We start from the raw sequence: 14,443 nt of genomic DNA, 5'->3' as shown, positions 1-14,443 counted from the left end.
CGCCGGGGGGAGCGGCGCAACGCGCATGTCCGGAGGTCGGAGGGCTAGTTCGTGCCGATCTTCGCAAGCAGGTCCACGATGCGGCCCTGCACCTCGGTGCTCGTCGACCGTTCCGCGAGGAACAGCACCGTCTCCCCCGCCGCGAGGCGCGGCAGCTCCGTCTCGTCGACGGCGGCGGTGTAGACGACGAGCGGGGTGCGGTTCAACTGACCGTTCGCCCGCAGCCAGTCGATGATCCCGGCCCTGCGGCGGCGCACCTGCATCAGGTCCATCACCACCAGGTTCGGCCGCATCTGCGCCGCGAGCGTCACCGCGTCCGCGTCGCTCTCGGCCCGCGCGACCTGCATGCCACGCCGTTCGAGCGTCGCGGTCAGGGCGAGCGCGATCTCCTCGTGCTCCTCGATCAGCAGGACGCGCGGCGGATGCTGCTCGCTGTCGCGCGGCGCGAGGGCCTTCAGGAGTACGGCGGGGTCGGCGCCGTACGCCGCCTCGCGCGTCGCCTGGCCGAGGCCCGCCGTGACGAGCACGGGAACCTCGGCGGCCACGGCCGCCGTGCGCAGCGACTGCAGGGCCGTACGCGTGATCGGTCCGGTCAGCGGGTCCACGAACAGGGCCGCGGGGAAGGCGGCGATCTGGGCGTCGACCTCCTCGCGGGAGTTCACGATGACGGGACGGTAGCCGCGGTCGCTCAGCGCCTGCTGGGTGGTGACGTCGGGCGCGGGCCAGACGAGCAGACGGCGCGGGTTGTCCAGCGGCTCGGGCGGCAGTTCGTCGTCCATGGGCTGCGGCTGGGGCCGGTTGGCGACCTCGACGGCGCCGCCGGGGCCGTCCAGCGGCTCCGGGCCCTCGTCGGCGTTCTCGTCCGGGGCGCCGATGGCGTACGCCCGTCCCGCGCCCTCACTGGAAGAGGCGATACGGGACTGCGGGTGGGCTTGCGCCTGGGGGTGCGGGCGCGCCGCGGCCTCGGGGCGGTCATCGCCCGCGGGGGCGGGGGGAGTGGACAGCCTGCGCCGACGCCCCGAACCTCCCACGGAGCCACCGAGCGACCCGCCCTGGGCTCCCCCCTGGGTCCCCCCCGGAGAGCCGCCGAGGGTGTGGGACTGCGCCTGGCCGGGAGCCGCGGGGGGCGCGGGTGCCGCGGGTTGAGCGGGCGCCTGCTCCGGTAGCGGTCCGGCGGTGGGCGCCTGGGGGGCCGGAGCGGGCTGCGGGGGCTGTTGTGACTGCGGGGCTTGCTGGGCCGGGGGAGCTTGCGGAGGCTGCGGGGCCGTCGCCGGAGCACCCGGAGCTGCCGGAGTACCCGGAGTACCCGCGGCACCCGAAGCACCCGGAGCTGCCGGAGTACCCGGAGCCTGTCCCCTCCCCTGCAACCCGAGGCGGCGCTGCTGCTGTTCCGCGATCTGCTGGCCGAAGGGCACGCCTTGCCCGAGCGTGCGCACGCTGATCGCGCGCCCCTGCGTCGAGTTGGGGTCGCCGGGCGCGGCCTCGGCGGGCAGCGGCTGCGCGGCCCGCCCGCCCTGGGTTCCACGCTCGGGCGGGAGCGCGACCCCCCTGCCAGGCGTGTGGACGCCGCGCGCCGGAGTGCCTTCGGCGTACGTGGTGGGCTGCGAGGGAACACCGGCGGGCGGCGTACCCTGCGCGCCCCCCGCAGGACCGGCGGGCGCGGGCGCGGCGGGAGCAACAGGCGCCCCCGGCGCGGCAGAAGCGGCGGAGGCAGCGGGCACCGCCCCCTGCTCCAGCCCCTGACCCTGACCCTGCTGCAACCCCTGACCCTGTTCCAGCCCCTGACCCTCGCCCTGTGCCGGACGCGACCGGCGGCGGCCCGTCGGGGCGTCCGCGGGGTGCGGCTGCGGCGGGGTGTGGTCGTCGGCCGGGTGGTGCAGGGCAGCTTCGTGCTGCCCCGTGTCGTCCTGGTCCGCGGAGGCCGGCGGCAGCGCGAAGACGCGCCCGCTGGGAGCCTCCTCGGCAGCGGCCCGCTCCTTGGCGGCGGCCAGCGCACGGCGGCGCCGCCCCGTCGGACGGGGTGAGCCCTCGCCCGAGTCCCCGGCGACCGCCACAGCCGTCCCGGCCCCGGAAACGCCGCTCCCGGAAACGCCGCCCGAAGGCAGAGCGGGCAACGCCAGCTGGTCGTCGTTCCGTCGAGCCCGTTGCCCGGAAGCGACAGGGGCCACCCCACCCGCGGGAACCGGTACGCCCTGCGGCGGCACCGTCTCCCCCCGAGCCGCGGACCCGGCAGCATGCTCGGCAGCCGTCACGACGGAACCCACGGACTGCACGGAGCTCGCGAGGCCGTCCGCAGGACTCGGCCGCCCACGCCGCCGCCCCGTACCGCCGGAAGCCCGTGACGGTGAGGAATCCTCGCCCCCCGCAGACGTCTCTGAAACAGCTGGCGCCGCCGCCTCGGCAGCGGCCCGTGCCTCAGCCTCAGCGGCCTGCGCCGCATCGGCCTCCGCCGCATCGGCCTCCGCCGCGCGCCGCCCACGCCTTCGCCCGGTACCGCTGGGTGAGGTCCCGACGGGAGCGTCCTCGGTACCGGCAGCGCCTCCCGAAGTCTCGCCGTCGGGAACCGAGCTCTCCAGGAACGAGTCCACCGAGGGCCCGGCGGCCCGCCGCGCCCGTCGCCGTCCGCCGCCCGTGGCGGGCGAAGCCTGCGCGGGCACCACGACCGAAGAGCCGACAGAGCCGACAGAGCCGACAGAACCGTCCGCGCCACCCGCACCCGCAACCGCACCCGCACCCGCAACCGCAGGTGCAGGCGCAACCGCCCCGCCCCCCGCACCGATCGGTACTTCAAGTACGTACGCGTTGCCGCTCATCCCCGGCACCTCGTGCGTCTGCAGCACGCCGCCGTGCGCCCGCACGATGCCCCGGACGATCGGTTCGTGCACCGGGTCTCCCCCGGCGTACGGCCCCCGCACCTCGATGCGGACGACCTCGCCGCGCTGGGCGGCGGCCACGACGACCGTCGAGTCCACGTACCCACCGGGGGCCACGGCCGAAGGGGCCGCGCCGGCGCGCGCGTTGCCCGTGGCGTCGATGCCCGCCACGTCGGCGACCAGGTGGGCGAGCGCCGTGGCGAGCCGCCCCGGGTCCACCTCGACCTCGATCGGCGGCGCGTGCACCGCGAACTGCGCGCGTCCGGGCCCGATCAGCTCGACCGCGCCCTCCACGCCGCTCGCGACGACGGCGTCGAGCATGACCTTCGTGCGAGCCAGCTCGTCCGCACCCGAGTCGAGCAACTGGAAGCCGAGGACATTGTCGACAAGGGTGGTGATGCGCGCGTATCCGGCCGAGAGGTGATGAAGCACCTGATTCGCCTCGGGCCACAACTGCCCGGCGTCGTCCGCCGCGAGGGCCGACAGCTCGCGCCGCAGCTCGTCGAGCGGGCCACGCAACGACGAACCGAGTACGGCCAGCAACTGCTCGTGCCGCGCGGCCAGCGCGTCGTACCGCGCCTTCTCGCGCTCGGCGAGCTCCTCGAACCGGTCCTTCTCGCGCTCGGCCAGCGCCGCGTACCGCTCCTGCTCGGCGGCGATCTCCTCGGCGCGCTGCTCGGCGGCGGCGGCGAGTTCGGCCGCGTGCCGCTCGGTGGCGGCCCGCAGCTCCTCGGTGCGCCGCTCGGTCGCGGCCTGCATCTCCTCGGCGTGTGCCGCGAGGGCGGCCTCGTGCTCCTCGGCCAGCGCGTCGTAGGGCCGCCGGTCGGTGAAGGTCATGACCGCGCCGACGAGCTGATCGCCGTCCCGCACGGGGGCCGTCGTCAGGTCGACGGCGACCCGGTCGCCGCTCTTGGACCACAACACCTGCCCGCGCACCCGGTGCTTGCGCCCGGAGCGGAGCGTGTCGGCGAGAGGGGACTCCTCGTACGGGAAGGGCTCGCCGTCGGCGCGCGAGTGGAGCACCAGATGATGCAGTTCCTGCCCGCCGAGGTCGCTGGCCCTGAAGCCCAGTATCTGCGCGGCGGCCGGATTGACCAGGACGACCCGTCCGTCGGTGTCCGTGCCGACGACACCTTCGGCAGCGGCGCGCAGGATCATCTCGGTCTGCCGCTGGGAACGCGCGAGTTCGGCCTCGGTGTCCACGGCGCCCGAAAGGTCCCGTACGACGAGCATGAGCAACTCGTCGCCGGTGTAGCCGTAATTGTCGTACGCGTCCCGGATGTCCTCGAGGTTCGAGCTGGTGACCTCGACGGGGAACTCACTGCCGTCCGTGCGGCGCGCGACCATCCGCGTGGGCTTGGTGCGCCCGCGCTCGTCGATGGATTCGGGTCTGCGCATCGATCCGGGAATGAGCCGGGAGTCGAACTCCGGCAACAGATCGAGGAGCCCGCGACCCACGAGGGCTGTGCCCGGTGCCTCGAACGCCTCCAGCGCGATCGCGTTCGCGTTCACGACGGTCCCGTTCGCGTTCACGAGGACCAGCGCGTCCGGGAGCGCGTCGAGTATGGCTGCGAGGCGAGCAGCGCCTCGGGATGGCCTGCTGCTCACGACGACGCTTCCTCCCTGGTTACTGCTGCTTGCCGACTCGCCCAGGCCATCTTGCCCCGCGGCCCGCGGCGTGTCACGGGAGGGAGTCTACGGGGAGTGGTTGTGCGCGCGACGCCGGATGAGAGGGAGGTCGCACGCAGAAGATGTGTGGCTTCCGTACCGCCTGGTCACGACGAGGTCCCGGCCGGGCGGATTTCGCCGTGGCCGGTAACCGATTCAGAAGTGGCCGGAAGTGGCCGGAAGCGGGCGGAACGGTTCGGCCGGAGTCAGGCGCCGGTCTCGGGCAGGACCGGCACGAGCCGGTTCCACCGGGAGATCTCGCATCCGTTGCTGCGGTTGTACGTCGCGTCGACGGGCCGCCCGTTCCACGTTCCGGTGATGTGCGCGGTGGCGGGGCCGCCGTACTGCATGGTGCAGTTCGAGTCGGCCGGCGTCGGCGCGAACGTGTCGGTGCCCCAGGTGCCCTGGTCGAGCTTCGCGCACGCGTCCTCGGCCTGCGGGTGCGTGCCGCCTGCCGGGTGGCACTCCAGCTCGAACTTCCCGTCCCGGCCGTTCGCGGTGTCGGTGACCTCCACCGTGAGCCGGTTGGGGGTCGACTCCGTCACCGGCGTCGGCAGGGGCAGCGGCAGCATGTCGGCCTGGGCGACGGCGGGCGCGACGGACAGCGCGGCGACGGAGGCGGCGGCGGTGAGGACGAGACGGCGCAGCATGACGGGGCTCCACTGGGTGCGGGGTACCGGGTACGCGAACACGTACGGGCTCTGCTGCGTCTAACGCCGTTGACGCCGTGACGTTGCGGGCAGGAGTCGCGGGAACGGAGTCAGGGGCAGGAGTCATGGGCGCGCGAAAGATGCTTTGCCCTGCGGGCCGCCCGACTAGTACCTTGGAAGCCGCGATTGGTGGCACGCCGCCCGGCTGTGTCATCATCTGCAACGCACCCCCGCGCTCGCGCCGGAGTGCAAGCTGGAGGCGTCGCCTAGTCCGGTCTATGGCGCCGCACTGCTAATGCGGTTTGGGACTTAAATCCCATCGAGGGTTCAAATCCCTCCGCCTCCGCTGCAAGATCCGAAGCCCCGGTCCTGATGGACCGGGGCTTCGGCGCTTCCTCCCCGTGAGGAACGTTTCCGCAGGTCGCAAGCGGTGCGGCTAACGGATTTCACATGGCGGCGGCGGTCATGTAATGTTCTTCCTGTCGCCGCGAACGGGCCGAAAGGCCGGGGAGCGAAGACAGAAAAAAGAAAAATCAAGCACTCGTAGCTTAACGGATAGAGCATCTGACTACGGATCAGAAGGTTGCAGGTTCGAATCCTGCCGAGTGCACGCAGTCGAAAGGCCCCCGGTTCGCCGGGGGCCTTTCGCGTTGGTCCGTCGCGTGTCCGGGGGCGGCCCCCGCACCGGGTGCGGGGGCGGTGCCGGGTCAGGCTGCCGTGGCTTCGGCGGGGGTCTCGGCCGGGGTGGTCGGGTGCTGGGTCACCGGGCGGCGGCGGGTCGGCATGCCGAGCAGGGGGTTGGCGACGCCCCAGGCCGCGCCCTTGCAGATCAGTTCCTTGTAGACGGCGGCGAGGCGTCCTGTCAGGGCCGCGTTGACCGAGCGGTCGTCGGCGGTGACGTACTGGATCAGGCCCTGCTTGCGGCCCAGCGAGATGCACTGGTTGAAGTAGCGCATCGGCGTCTTCGGGACCTTCTGGCCGGTCAGGCGGGCCGCGATGGCGTCGGCGGCCTGCCACGCCATGGGGGTGCCGGTGGCGCACGACATCCGCAGCGGCTTGTCGCCGGGGCCCATCGCCTCGGCAGCGTCGCCGACCGCGTACACGTCCGGGTGCGAGACCGAGCGCATGCTCCGGTCCACCACGATCTGGCCGGTGTCGTTGACCTCCAGGGCCGTGGCCTCCGCGATCGGGTGCACCGCGAAGCCGGTGGTCCACACGGTGACCGCGGCCGGGATGACCTCTCCGTCGGCCGTGCTGACCTGGTCGGCCCGGACGCCGGTGACGGCGGTCTGCTCGTACGCGGTGATGCCGAGGCCGGCGAAGACCTTCCGCACGTGCTCGCGGCCCTTGGGCGAGAGCCAGTCGCCGAGCCCGCCGCGGGCGGCCAGGGCGACGTCGAGGTCCGGGCGGGCCTCGGCGATCTCGGTGGCCGCCTCCAGACCAGTGAGGCCGCCGCCCACGACGAGCACGCTCTCCCCGGCGCCGAGACCGGCCAGGCGCTCGCGCGTCCGGAGTGCTCCGGGGCGGCTCGCGATCTCGTGGGCGTGCTCGGCGGTGCCGGGGACGCCCTGGGCGTTCCAGCCGCTGCCGACGGCGTACACGAGGGTGTCGTAGGTGAGTTCAGCGGTGCCTTGCGCGTCGCTGACGGAGACGACCTTGCGGTCGACGTCGACCGCGGTGACCTTCGCGAGCCTCAGTTCGACGCCGGTGTCCGCGAACATCTCGCTGAAGGGGCGGTGCCTGAGGTCCTGGCCGACCGTCAGCTGGTGCAGCCGGACGCGCTCGACGAAGTCGGGCTCCGGGTTCACGAGGGTGATGGCGACATCCTCGCGGCGCAGGCGCCCGGCGAGGCGTCCGGCGGCGGTGGCTCCGGTGTATCCGGCTCCGATGACGACGATGCGGTGCTGCTGCATTTTCCTGCTCCTGTCATCAGCTCTTCAGCTCTGAGGCTCTGCGGCTCTTCAGCGGGTTCGCCACTTGAACCGGGCAGCCCCGCGATTCCTGACAGGTGTGTGGTGTGAAGCAGGTCACATGGCGGCAGTGGGTGGTTCAGAACGCCTTGAGCAGGGGTTCCCCGTGGTCCGTCGCCGCCCACTGCTGGGTCGCGCGTTCGAGCTTGTCGGGGTTGACCTGGTTGCGGAACGCGACGATGCCGTCCGCGGTGATCTCCAGGGACATGACGCCGACGACCCGGCCCTCGACGGTCACCACCAGGGCGGGGCCGCCGTTCGCCGTGGCGGCCCAGACGTCGGGCGAGCCACCGACGATGGCGCGCTTGGCCTCGCTGGGCTTGCCGAACAGGCCCCGCATGAACCGTGCGACCGCGACGGCGCCCTCGAACGCCTTGGCGCGCGCCGGGACCTTGCCGCCGCCGTCGCCGATGGAGACGGCGTCCTGCGTGAGGAGTCGTACGAGCGGCTCGGTCTGACCGCTGGTGGCGGCCGCGAGGAACTCCTCGACGATGCGCTGCGCGGTGGCCTCGTCGATCTCGGTGCGGGCCTTGCCCGCCGCCACGTGCTTCTTGGCGCGGTGGAAGATCTGCTGGCCCGCGGACTCGGTGATGTCGAGGATCTCCGCGATCTCCCGGTGCGAGTAGCCGAAGGCCTCGCGCAGCACGTACACCACGCGCTCGTTGGGCGAGAGGCGCTCCATCAGGGCGAGGACCGCGTACGAGACGGACTCGCGCTGCTCGGCGGTGTCGGCGGGGCCGAGCATCGGGTCACCGGCGAGCAGGGGTTCGGGCAGCCACTGGCCCACGTAGGTCTCGCGGCGGGCGCGGGCCGAGGTGAGCTGGTTGAGGCACAGGTTGGTGAGGACCTTCGTCAGCCAGGCCTCGGGGACCTCGACGTGGTCGACGTCGGCGGCCTGCCAGCGCAGGAAGGTGTCCTGCACGGCGTCCTCGGCGTCGCTCGCCGAGCCGAGGAGGCGGTAGGCGATGGCCTCGAGGCGGGGCCTCGCGGCCTCGAACCGGTCCACGTCATTCACGGTCAGAGCCATGCTGCGGATCCTAGCCCGCGCCCCCGTGCCGACCGCCGATGTGATCATCGGCACAGACGTGGTGATCGTCGCCGGAGTCACGGATTCCACACATAGCGTGATCAACGACCAAGTAAGTCCTGCTTTATTGGAGGATTGATGCGCAAGTTGTACACGGGGAAGCGCAAGCTCGCGGTGGTCGGGACGCTGACGGCGATCGCCATCGGTGTGCCGGCCGTGGGTGCGGTGGCGGCGGAGATCAGCGGCAGCAGGATGCCCTTCTCCATAGCCACCGCGGGGAACAAGGAGGACGGTGACCGCTGGAAGGGCAAGAGCAGCGGTCACGCCAAGGCCTGTGGCGATGTGCCGGTGAACGACACCAGGACGTTCAGCGCGTACATCTACCAGGACAAGAGCTTCCGCCCCGACCCGAAGATCGCCGGCACCTCCCGCAGCTACAAGCAGGCGTACGGCTGCAGTGGTTACAAGGGCACCAGCACCAGCGGCAAGTACTACACCAAGGCCACCTGGGCGGGGATCCCCGGCAGCCGGGCCTACGGTTACGTGAACGCCCAGAACTGATTCGTGAACAACCAGAACTGATCAGGAATCACGTGACCATCAGCAAGCGCGCCGCCGCGACCGGCTCCCGGCCGGTCGCGGCGGTCGCGGCCGTGACCGCCGTGACCGTCAAGTACGGCTCCACGGTCGCCCTCGACGACGTGTCCCTCGAATTTCCCTCCGGCGTCACCGGACTGCTCGGCCCCAACGGGGCGGGGAAGAGCACCCTGTTGTCGCTGCTCAGCACGGCCCGCAGACCCAAGTCCGGTTCGGTCACCCTCCTCGGTGACGAGGCGCCCGGACGGGCGCGGGTGCAGCGCATCCGGCAGCGGATCGGGGTGCTGCCGCAGTCCTTCGGGTTCTATCCCCGTTTCACCGTCCTTGAGTTCACCGAGTACGCGGCCTGGCTGCGCAAGGTGCCCGCGGGCGAGCGGCGCGAGCGGGCCCGCGCCGCGTTGCGCCTCGTACAGATGGAGAAGCACGCGGACCGGAAGATGGGCGCCCTGTCCGGCGGCATGCTGCGCCGCGTCGGCATCGCCCAGGCCATGGTCAACGAACCGGCCCTGGTGCTCCTCGACGAACCGACCGTGGGCCTCGACCCGGCCCAGCGCGTCGGATTCCGTGCGCTGATCCAGGAGTTGGGCGAGCGTTCGGCCGTCGTGATGAGCACGCACCTCGCCGAGGACGTCGCCCACGTGTGCGACCGGGTGGCCGTTCTCCTCGAAGGTTCGGTCCGCTTCACGGGGACGGTCGCCGAGCTGTGCGCGCTGCCGGACGGGGGTCCGTCAGGAGCGGACGGCAAGGAAGTCGACGGGGGAGCCGTGGAAGCCGGTTATCTGCATCTCGCCGGTACGGAGGCGGTGGCGACCTGATGCGTGTGCTGCTGACCGAGATGCGGCGCGGCGAGGCCAAGTGGGCCGCCGCGCTCATGGGCGCGATCGGCGTCTACTACTTCACCGCCGACAGCCCCGACGAGAGCGACTGGATCGGCTGGTGGACCCAGACCAGCCTCCAGGTCCAGCTCTACTCGGTGATCGTGATGGGCTCCGTGATGAGCGCGGCGGCCGCCTGGGGAGCGGGCCGCGCCTTCCGGCACCGCACCAGGGTCTGGGCGGACACCACGGCGCGCGGCGGCTGGTCGCAGGCGCTGCTGCTGTGGCTCGCGGTGTGGCTGTGGGCGCTGCTCGCGTACGCCGTGCTCGTGGCTGTCGCGTTCTCGCGGACCGCGGGCGTCAGTGACGTCAGCGAGCCCGCCTGGACGCCGCTGCTCCTTGGGGCCGGGATGATGGGCCTGGAGATCGCCGTGGGGGTCGCGATCGGTTCGGCGCTGCCGTCCCGCGTCGTCGCGCCCTTCGCGGGAATTTTCTGGTACGGGCTCTTCGTCTTCGTCGCGTTCGTCCCCGACACCCCGCTGGACAAGCTGTTCCCGGCGATAGACGAGTTCTGGAGCTCGGAGTTCGAGCCCAACACCACGCGCATGCTGATCGCCTTCGCCTGGTGCCTGGCCCTCGGCCTGCTCCTGACCGCACTGCCCGCACTGCGCCGCCGTGCGTCGCTCACCCCGCGTCCCGTCGCCCTCGGCGCGCTCGTCGTGGCGGCCGTCGTCGCGGGCGGGGCGCTCGTGGCCTTCCGTACGCCGACGCCCGACTCGTACTGGGCGGTGCGCAAGGCCCAGCCGGCGCGGCCGCTCTGCGCCACCAGTGGCGGCACGGAGGTGTGCCTCTGGCCGGAGGACCGCCATCTGCTGCCGAAGGCGCGTGCCGCGGTGAAGACCGTCGACGCGCGGCTCGGCGGCCTGAAGGGGCTCAACCGCGCCTTCTACGCGAGCGGGTTGAAGCGGCCGTCGGGCGCCGCCGAACTGTCCCTGATGACGCCCGCGGAGACCGAGGCCGACCTCACCGACGCGCTCTTCGCGGCGGCGCTTCCCCAGCCCAAGTCCTCTTCCTGCGAGCCCCACTTGCTCAAGGAGACCGGCGGCTACCCCGACACGTTCCTCTTCGAGGCCGTAATCCGTGATCGCGCCGGGGCGCCCAGCGAGTACTACGGGGAGAAGTTCGGCCGCGTCCTCGCCCGGGTCACCGGGGCTCCGGCCGCCCGGCAGGACGCGTGGATCGAGGAGGCGGCCGGGGACATCCGCGCCTGCCGCGCCGTCCCGGAGCCGCCGCGGTGAGCGCTGCGGCCGCCTTCGTACGGTGTCGTGGCCTGCCCCGGGCCGCCGGTGTCGCGCTGCTGATCGCCCTCGCGGCGACCGCGTTCGCGGGGCAGCGGGTGGCGGTCCCCGAGTTCCGCTATCTGGTCGACTTCAGCGTGCCGGTGGCGGAGATCGTGCCGCTCGCCCACGCGGTGGTCCTCGCCACCACGCTCTTCTCGCCGATGGCGGACCTGGAGCAGACGGCGGCCCAGCCGATGAGCCGCCTGCGGGGCGGGTATCTGGTGCTGCTGCTCGTGCTCGCCCTCGGCCTGACCGCGCTGCCGCTGCTCACCGGCGCGACCGCCGAGGTGTTCGCCTCGGCGGCCCGCAACGTCGTCGGCTACCTCGGCCTGAGCATGATCAGCGCCCGCCTCTTCGGCAGCGGGCTCGCCTGGCTCCTGCCGCTCGGCATGTTCGGCCCGACGCTGCTGCTCGGCGTGGACAGCGACAACGCTCCGGAGTCGTGGGCCTGGTCGCTGCACGCGTCGTCCAGTACGTCGGCTGCGGTGGTGGCCGTGCTGCTGTGGCTGACGGGGGTGGTGGCCGCGGCGACGGGCCGGCCGCGGCAGACGGAGCGGGCGGAGCAGTAGCGCTTCGCGCGAGACTGGCGGTATGGAGTGGCGAAGTGCGGGGTTGAACTGGGCGGACGCGGACGCGGGCGGTGCAGGTGGCCGGCCTGTGCTCGTGTGGGAGCGGGGGGACGTCGTCAGTCCCTTGGCCGTGGGTCGGCGCGTGGGTTTCCGCGCGCGGGGCCACCGGCAGTGCGTGGGAGCACGAGGAAATCCCTGCCCCGTGGCCGCCGCGGTCCCGGCGCGGGGGACGCAGGCCCGATGCGCGGAGTGCGCGCGCCTCGACCGTGCGCACTCGGTGGCCGCCGACACGATCGCCGACGATCCGCGTACGTACCGCGTGTACTTGGCATGGTTCGGTGCCGAACTGCTGAAGGTGGGGATCACCCGGGAGGAGCGAGGGCCGGCCCGGCTCCTCGAACAGGGCGCGGTGGCCTTCGCCTGGCTGGGTCGCGGGCCCTTGATGGCCGCGCGCCGGGCCGAGGAGTTGCTGCGGGTGGCACTCGGGGTGCCGGACCGGATCTCGTACGCCAGGAAGCGTGCCGTGAGGGCGAACTTGCCGGGCATGGAGGAGCGCCGCCGCGAACTGGAGGCGCTGCATGGCTTCGCCCTCGCCCTCGAAGGCTGGCCGGAGTCCCTGGAACGGGTGCGGGCGGCCGTCGTGGACCACGGCGAGGCGTTCGGCCTTGACCGCCTGGCGGGCGACGCGGGTCACGCGGTGACGGAACTCGTAGACGGCGGGGTGGTTCTCGGGGACCTCGTCGCGGTGGCGGGCCCCGACGTCTACCTCGACGACGGAGGCCGCCTGCTCGTCCTGGACAGCAGGCTGCTGCGGGGGTGGCGGCTGGAGGGAGCGGGGGCAGCGGCGCGTACGACTGTTCCGGTACGGGAGATTCCGGTGATCCAGGGCGGCCTTTTCTGACCTGGCTGCCGGGGGAGGCTGCGGCCATGGCTGAGGCGGTAGGCCGCAGCCACGCTCACGGCCGCCCGAGCCGGTAGGCCGCGACCACGCTCACCGCGATACCGCGCTCATGGCTGCCGCGCGTGGCTAAAGCTGGGGGCGCTGATCGTCTACGGAGGGGGCTGCCGGGTGCCGTCACGCTGCGGTGCCTGCGGGGTGGCGCGACCCCGCGCCCCCCAGCTGACCGGATGGTCAAGTCTCTCTGCCCGTACGGCAATGAAGGGCGGGCGAGGGTGGACAGGCAGGTGGGGGCCGTTGAGGCTGTGGTCATGAGTGATCAATCCGTCAGACCTGTCCCGAATCTTGAACCCCCCTACTACGCCGTCGTGTTCAGCTCCGTGAGGACCGACGTCGACGATGGTTACGACGAGACCGGCGACCGCTTGGACGAGCTCGTCGCCTCCGTGCCCGGCTTCCTGGGGATGGACGTCGCGCGGACGCCCGGCGGGCTCGGTATCACCGTCGGGTACTTCCGCGACGTAGACGCGATCAAGCAGTGGCGCGGCCACGCCGAGCACCGTACTGCGCAGCAGCGGGGGCGCGGCGAGTGGTACGAGCGGTACGTCGTGCATGTGGCCAAGGTGGAGCGGAGCTACGGCTTCGAGCGGGGGTAGGGGCGGCGGCCTGGCCGGCTGTCCGTTGCAGGAAAATCCCGGCGGTACGTCCTCCCGCCGGGATTTTCCTGCAACGCCCCCCGCTCAGCGCAGTCTGTGACCCCGGCTCTCCGCCACCCGCAGCGCGTCCTGCAATGCCTCCGTCAACCGTTGGGCGAGGTAGCGGAGTTCGCCCTCGGGGGCGTCGGCGAGCATGCCGTGCGCGTATGTGAGTAGTTCGCCGCCCATGCCGAGTTGTACGGACTCCATGGCGTCGGCGACCCGGGACACCGGGCCCGTGGCATCGCCGATCAGGTAGCAGGGCTTGCCCTCGGGGCCGGACCAGGGCAGCAGGCGGGCGGGGGCGATGAGGTCGTCGTCGTCCGCCATCAGGCCACCTCCACGCCGTGGATCCAGTACGGGCCGGGCGTATCCAACCCGAGTGTCGCCAGGACCAGTTCACGGCGGCGGGTGTGTTGTTCGTGCGCGGTGAGGTAGGGGCGTACGAGGCGGGTCGCCTCACCGGTCAGGGGGAGTAGGGCGTCGAGGCCGTAGCGGCTGCGGGGGTGCGCAGGGTCGGGGTTCGGTTGTGCTGGTGGTGCGGGGGCGGTTGCCGTGGGCGTGGGGTGGGGGAACAGGAGGAGTCTCACCCAGGCGGTGAGGTGGCGGATAAGGTCGGGCATGTCGTCAGCTCCGATGTAGCTGGTGGCCGTGCCCCCGGGCGGTTGCTGCCGTCGCGGGGGTCTTGCGTTCCGTCACCGTACTGCCGGTTTAGTAAGCATGCTAGGGATATCTAGGCAATGCATGAATCGCACTAGAGTGCGCGGCATACTCATCATGGTCTGGTGATGGAATTCGCTCCAGACAAAGCCCGCTGGCGCCAGGTGGCCGACGTGATCCGTGATCGGATCGAGGACGGCACCTACCCACCGCGTACACGTGTGCCGTCCGTCATCCAGTTGACTGCCGAGTTCGGCATCGCCAACGCGACCGCGCACAAAGTGCTCGGCGGGCTGCGCGCTGAAGGGCTGACCTACACGGAGCCAGGTCTCGGCTCGTTCGTCTCCCCCGCCGATGCCCCGCCGCCCGGGAGGGCCCCTGACATCCGGGACGTTCAGCCCATCTGGCGGAGAGTCGCCACGGTCATGGCTGCGCGTATCGCGGAGGGCGATTACCCCGTGGGTGCACCGGTGCCATCGGTGGCGAAGCTGTCCTCCGAGTTCAGCATCTCGGAATCCACTGCCCACAAGGTCCTGGCTCACCTTCGGGACAAGGGCCTCGTCCGAGCCGAGGTCGGTCTCGGCTCGTTCGTGGCCGAGCGTCCCGAGAGCCTGAGCAGTAGTCCGGAGCCTGGGCGGTAGCCCAGAGCATGGGCCGGTAGCCGGTAGCCGGTAGCCGGTA

13 protein-coding genes and 2 tRNA genes are annotated in these 14,443 nt (G+C 72.1%); 9 read left to right on the top strand and 6 right to left on the bottom strand.

Going from position 1 to position 14,443, the window contains the following annotated elements; all coding sequences use genetic code 11:
* Nucleotides 1-44 precede the first annotated feature (44 nt).
* Both AB0I66_RS25300 and AB0I66_RS25295 read right to left on the bottom strand, forming a co-directional pair.
* Nucleotides 45-4,481: a PAS domain-containing protein gene (locus AB0I66_RS25300; protein ID WP_363210224.1), complete on the bottom strand. Its 4,437-nt coding sequence runs from the start codon at nucleotides 4,479-4,481 to the stop codon at nucleotides 45-47.
* A gap of 266 nt (nucleotides 4,482-4,747) precedes the next feature.
* A complete protein-coding gene (locus tag AB0I66_RS25295; RefSeq protein ID WP_363210223.1) occupies nucleotides 4,748-5,191 on the bottom strand; it encodes an SSI family serine proteinase inhibitor in 444 nt (147 codons plus the stop codon).
* Between the two features lie 255 nt (nucleotides 5,192-5,446).
* On the opposite strand from AB0I66_RS25295, the gene AB0I66_RS25290 reads away from it, so the two are divergent.
* Together AB0I66_RS25290 and AB0I66_RS25285 are read left to right on the top strand one after the other, a co-directional pair.
* Nucleotides 5,447-5,537 (top strand) — tRNA-Ser (locus AB0I66_RS25290).
* Between the two features lie 191 nt (nucleotides 5,538-5,728).
* Nucleotides 5,729-5,801: transfer RNA gene (locus tag AB0I66_RS25285), tRNA-Arg, on the top strand.
* 97 nt (nucleotides 5,802-5,898) lie between these two features.
* Here AB0I66_RS25285 and AB0I66_RS25280 read toward each other — a convergent pair.
* Together AB0I66_RS25280 and sigJ are read right to left on the bottom strand one after the other, a co-directional pair.
* On the bottom strand, nucleotides 5,899-7,104 hold the full coding sequence (locus AB0I66_RS25280) for an FAD-dependent oxidoreductase (protein WP_363210222.1): 1,206 nt from the start codon (nucleotides 7,102-7,104) through the stop codon (nucleotides 5,899-5,901).
* 136 nt (nucleotides 7,105-7,240) lie between these two features.
* Nucleotides 7,241-8,188 (bottom strand): RNA polymerase sigma factor SigJ, encoded by a 948-nt coding sequence (gene sigJ, locus AB0I66_RS25275; RefSeq protein ID WP_363210221.1) that lies wholly within the window; start codon nucleotides 8,186-8,188, stop codon nucleotides 7,241-7,243.
* A gap of 138 nt (nucleotides 8,189-8,326) precedes the next feature.
* Here sigJ and AB0I66_RS25270 point away from each other — a divergent pair, with 138 nt between their 5' ends.
* The 6 genes from AB0I66_RS25270 (at nucleotide 8,327) to AB0I66_RS25245 (ending at nucleotide 13,063) form a co-directional block, all read left to right on the top strand.
* The gene (locus AB0I66_RS25270) at nucleotides 8,327-8,749 is read left to right on the top strand and encodes a hypothetical protein (protein ID WP_363210220.1); all 423 of its coding nucleotides are present in this window, start codon (nucleotides 8,327-8,329) and stop codon (nucleotides 8,747-8,749) included.
* A 32-nt stretch (nucleotides 8,750-8,781) separates the two neighbouring features.
* Nucleotides 8,782-9,600: an ATP-binding cassette domain-containing protein gene (locus AB0I66_RS25265; protein ID WP_363210219.1), complete on the top strand. Its 819-nt coding sequence runs from the start codon at nucleotides 8,782-8,784 to the stop codon at nucleotides 9,598-9,600.
* On the top strand, nucleotides 9,600-10,898 hold the full coding sequence (locus tag AB0I66_RS25260; protein ID WP_363210218.1) for a hypothetical protein: 1,299 nt from the start codon (nucleotides 9,600-9,602) through the stop codon (nucleotides 10,896-10,898). Before AB0I66_RS25265 ends, AB0I66_RS25260 begins: the two co-directional genes overlap by 1 nt.
* Entirely contained in the window at nucleotides 10,895-11,509 is a 615-nt protein-coding gene (locus tag AB0I66_RS25255) for a hypothetical protein (RefSeq protein WP_363210217.1), read from the top strand. The genes AB0I66_RS25260 and AB0I66_RS25255 overlap by 4 nt, the downstream gene beginning before the upstream one ends.
* 22 nt (nucleotides 11,510-11,531) lie before the next feature.
* A complete protein-coding gene (locus tag AB0I66_RS25250; protein WP_363210216.1) occupies nucleotides 11,532-12,410 on the top strand; it encodes a DUF2797 domain-containing protein in 879 nt (292 codons plus the stop codon).
* A gap of 308 nt (nucleotides 12,411-12,718) precedes the next feature.
* Nucleotides 12,719-13,063: an antibiotic biosynthesis monooxygenase gene (locus AB0I66_RS25245; RefSeq protein WP_363210215.1), complete on the top strand. Its 345-nt coding sequence runs from the start codon at nucleotides 12,719-12,721 to the stop codon at nucleotides 13,061-13,063.
* Between the two features lie 84 nt (nucleotides 13,064-13,147).
* Here AB0I66_RS25245 and AB0I66_RS25240 read toward each other — a convergent pair whose 3' ends face one another.
* Complete coding sequence (locus tag AB0I66_RS25240; RefSeq protein ID WP_363210214.1) at nucleotides 13,148-13,432, bottom strand: hypothetical protein; 285 nt, start codon at nucleotides 13,430-13,432, stop codon at nucleotides 13,148-13,150.
* Nucleotides 13,432-13,725, bottom strand: coding sequence for a hypothetical protein (locus AB0I66_RS25235; RefSeq protein WP_363210213.1), 294 nt, complete (start codon nucleotides 13,723-13,725; stop codon nucleotides 13,432-13,434). Before AB0I66_RS25235 ends, AB0I66_RS25240 begins: the two co-directional genes overlap by 1 nt.
* A gap of 165 nt (nucleotides 13,726-13,890) precedes the next feature.
* Here AB0I66_RS25235 and AB0I66_RS25230 point away from each other — a divergent pair, with 165 nt between their 5' ends.
* Nucleotides 13,891-14,403: a winged helix-turn-helix domain-containing protein gene (locus AB0I66_RS25230; RefSeq protein WP_363210212.1), complete on the top strand. Its 513-nt coding sequence runs from the start codon at nucleotides 13,891-13,893 to the stop codon at nucleotides 14,401-14,403.
* Nucleotides 14,404-14,443 lie beyond the last annotated feature (40 nt).

The sequence above is a fragment of the Streptomyces sp. NPDC050439 genome (assembly GCF_040655335.1).
Classification (GTDB): Bacteria; Actinomycetota; Actinomycetes; order Streptomycetales; family Streptomycetaceae; genus Streptomyces.
Note: the sequence above shows the minus strand (reverse complement) of the source record. Positions and strands in the feature narration are given on the sequence as shown.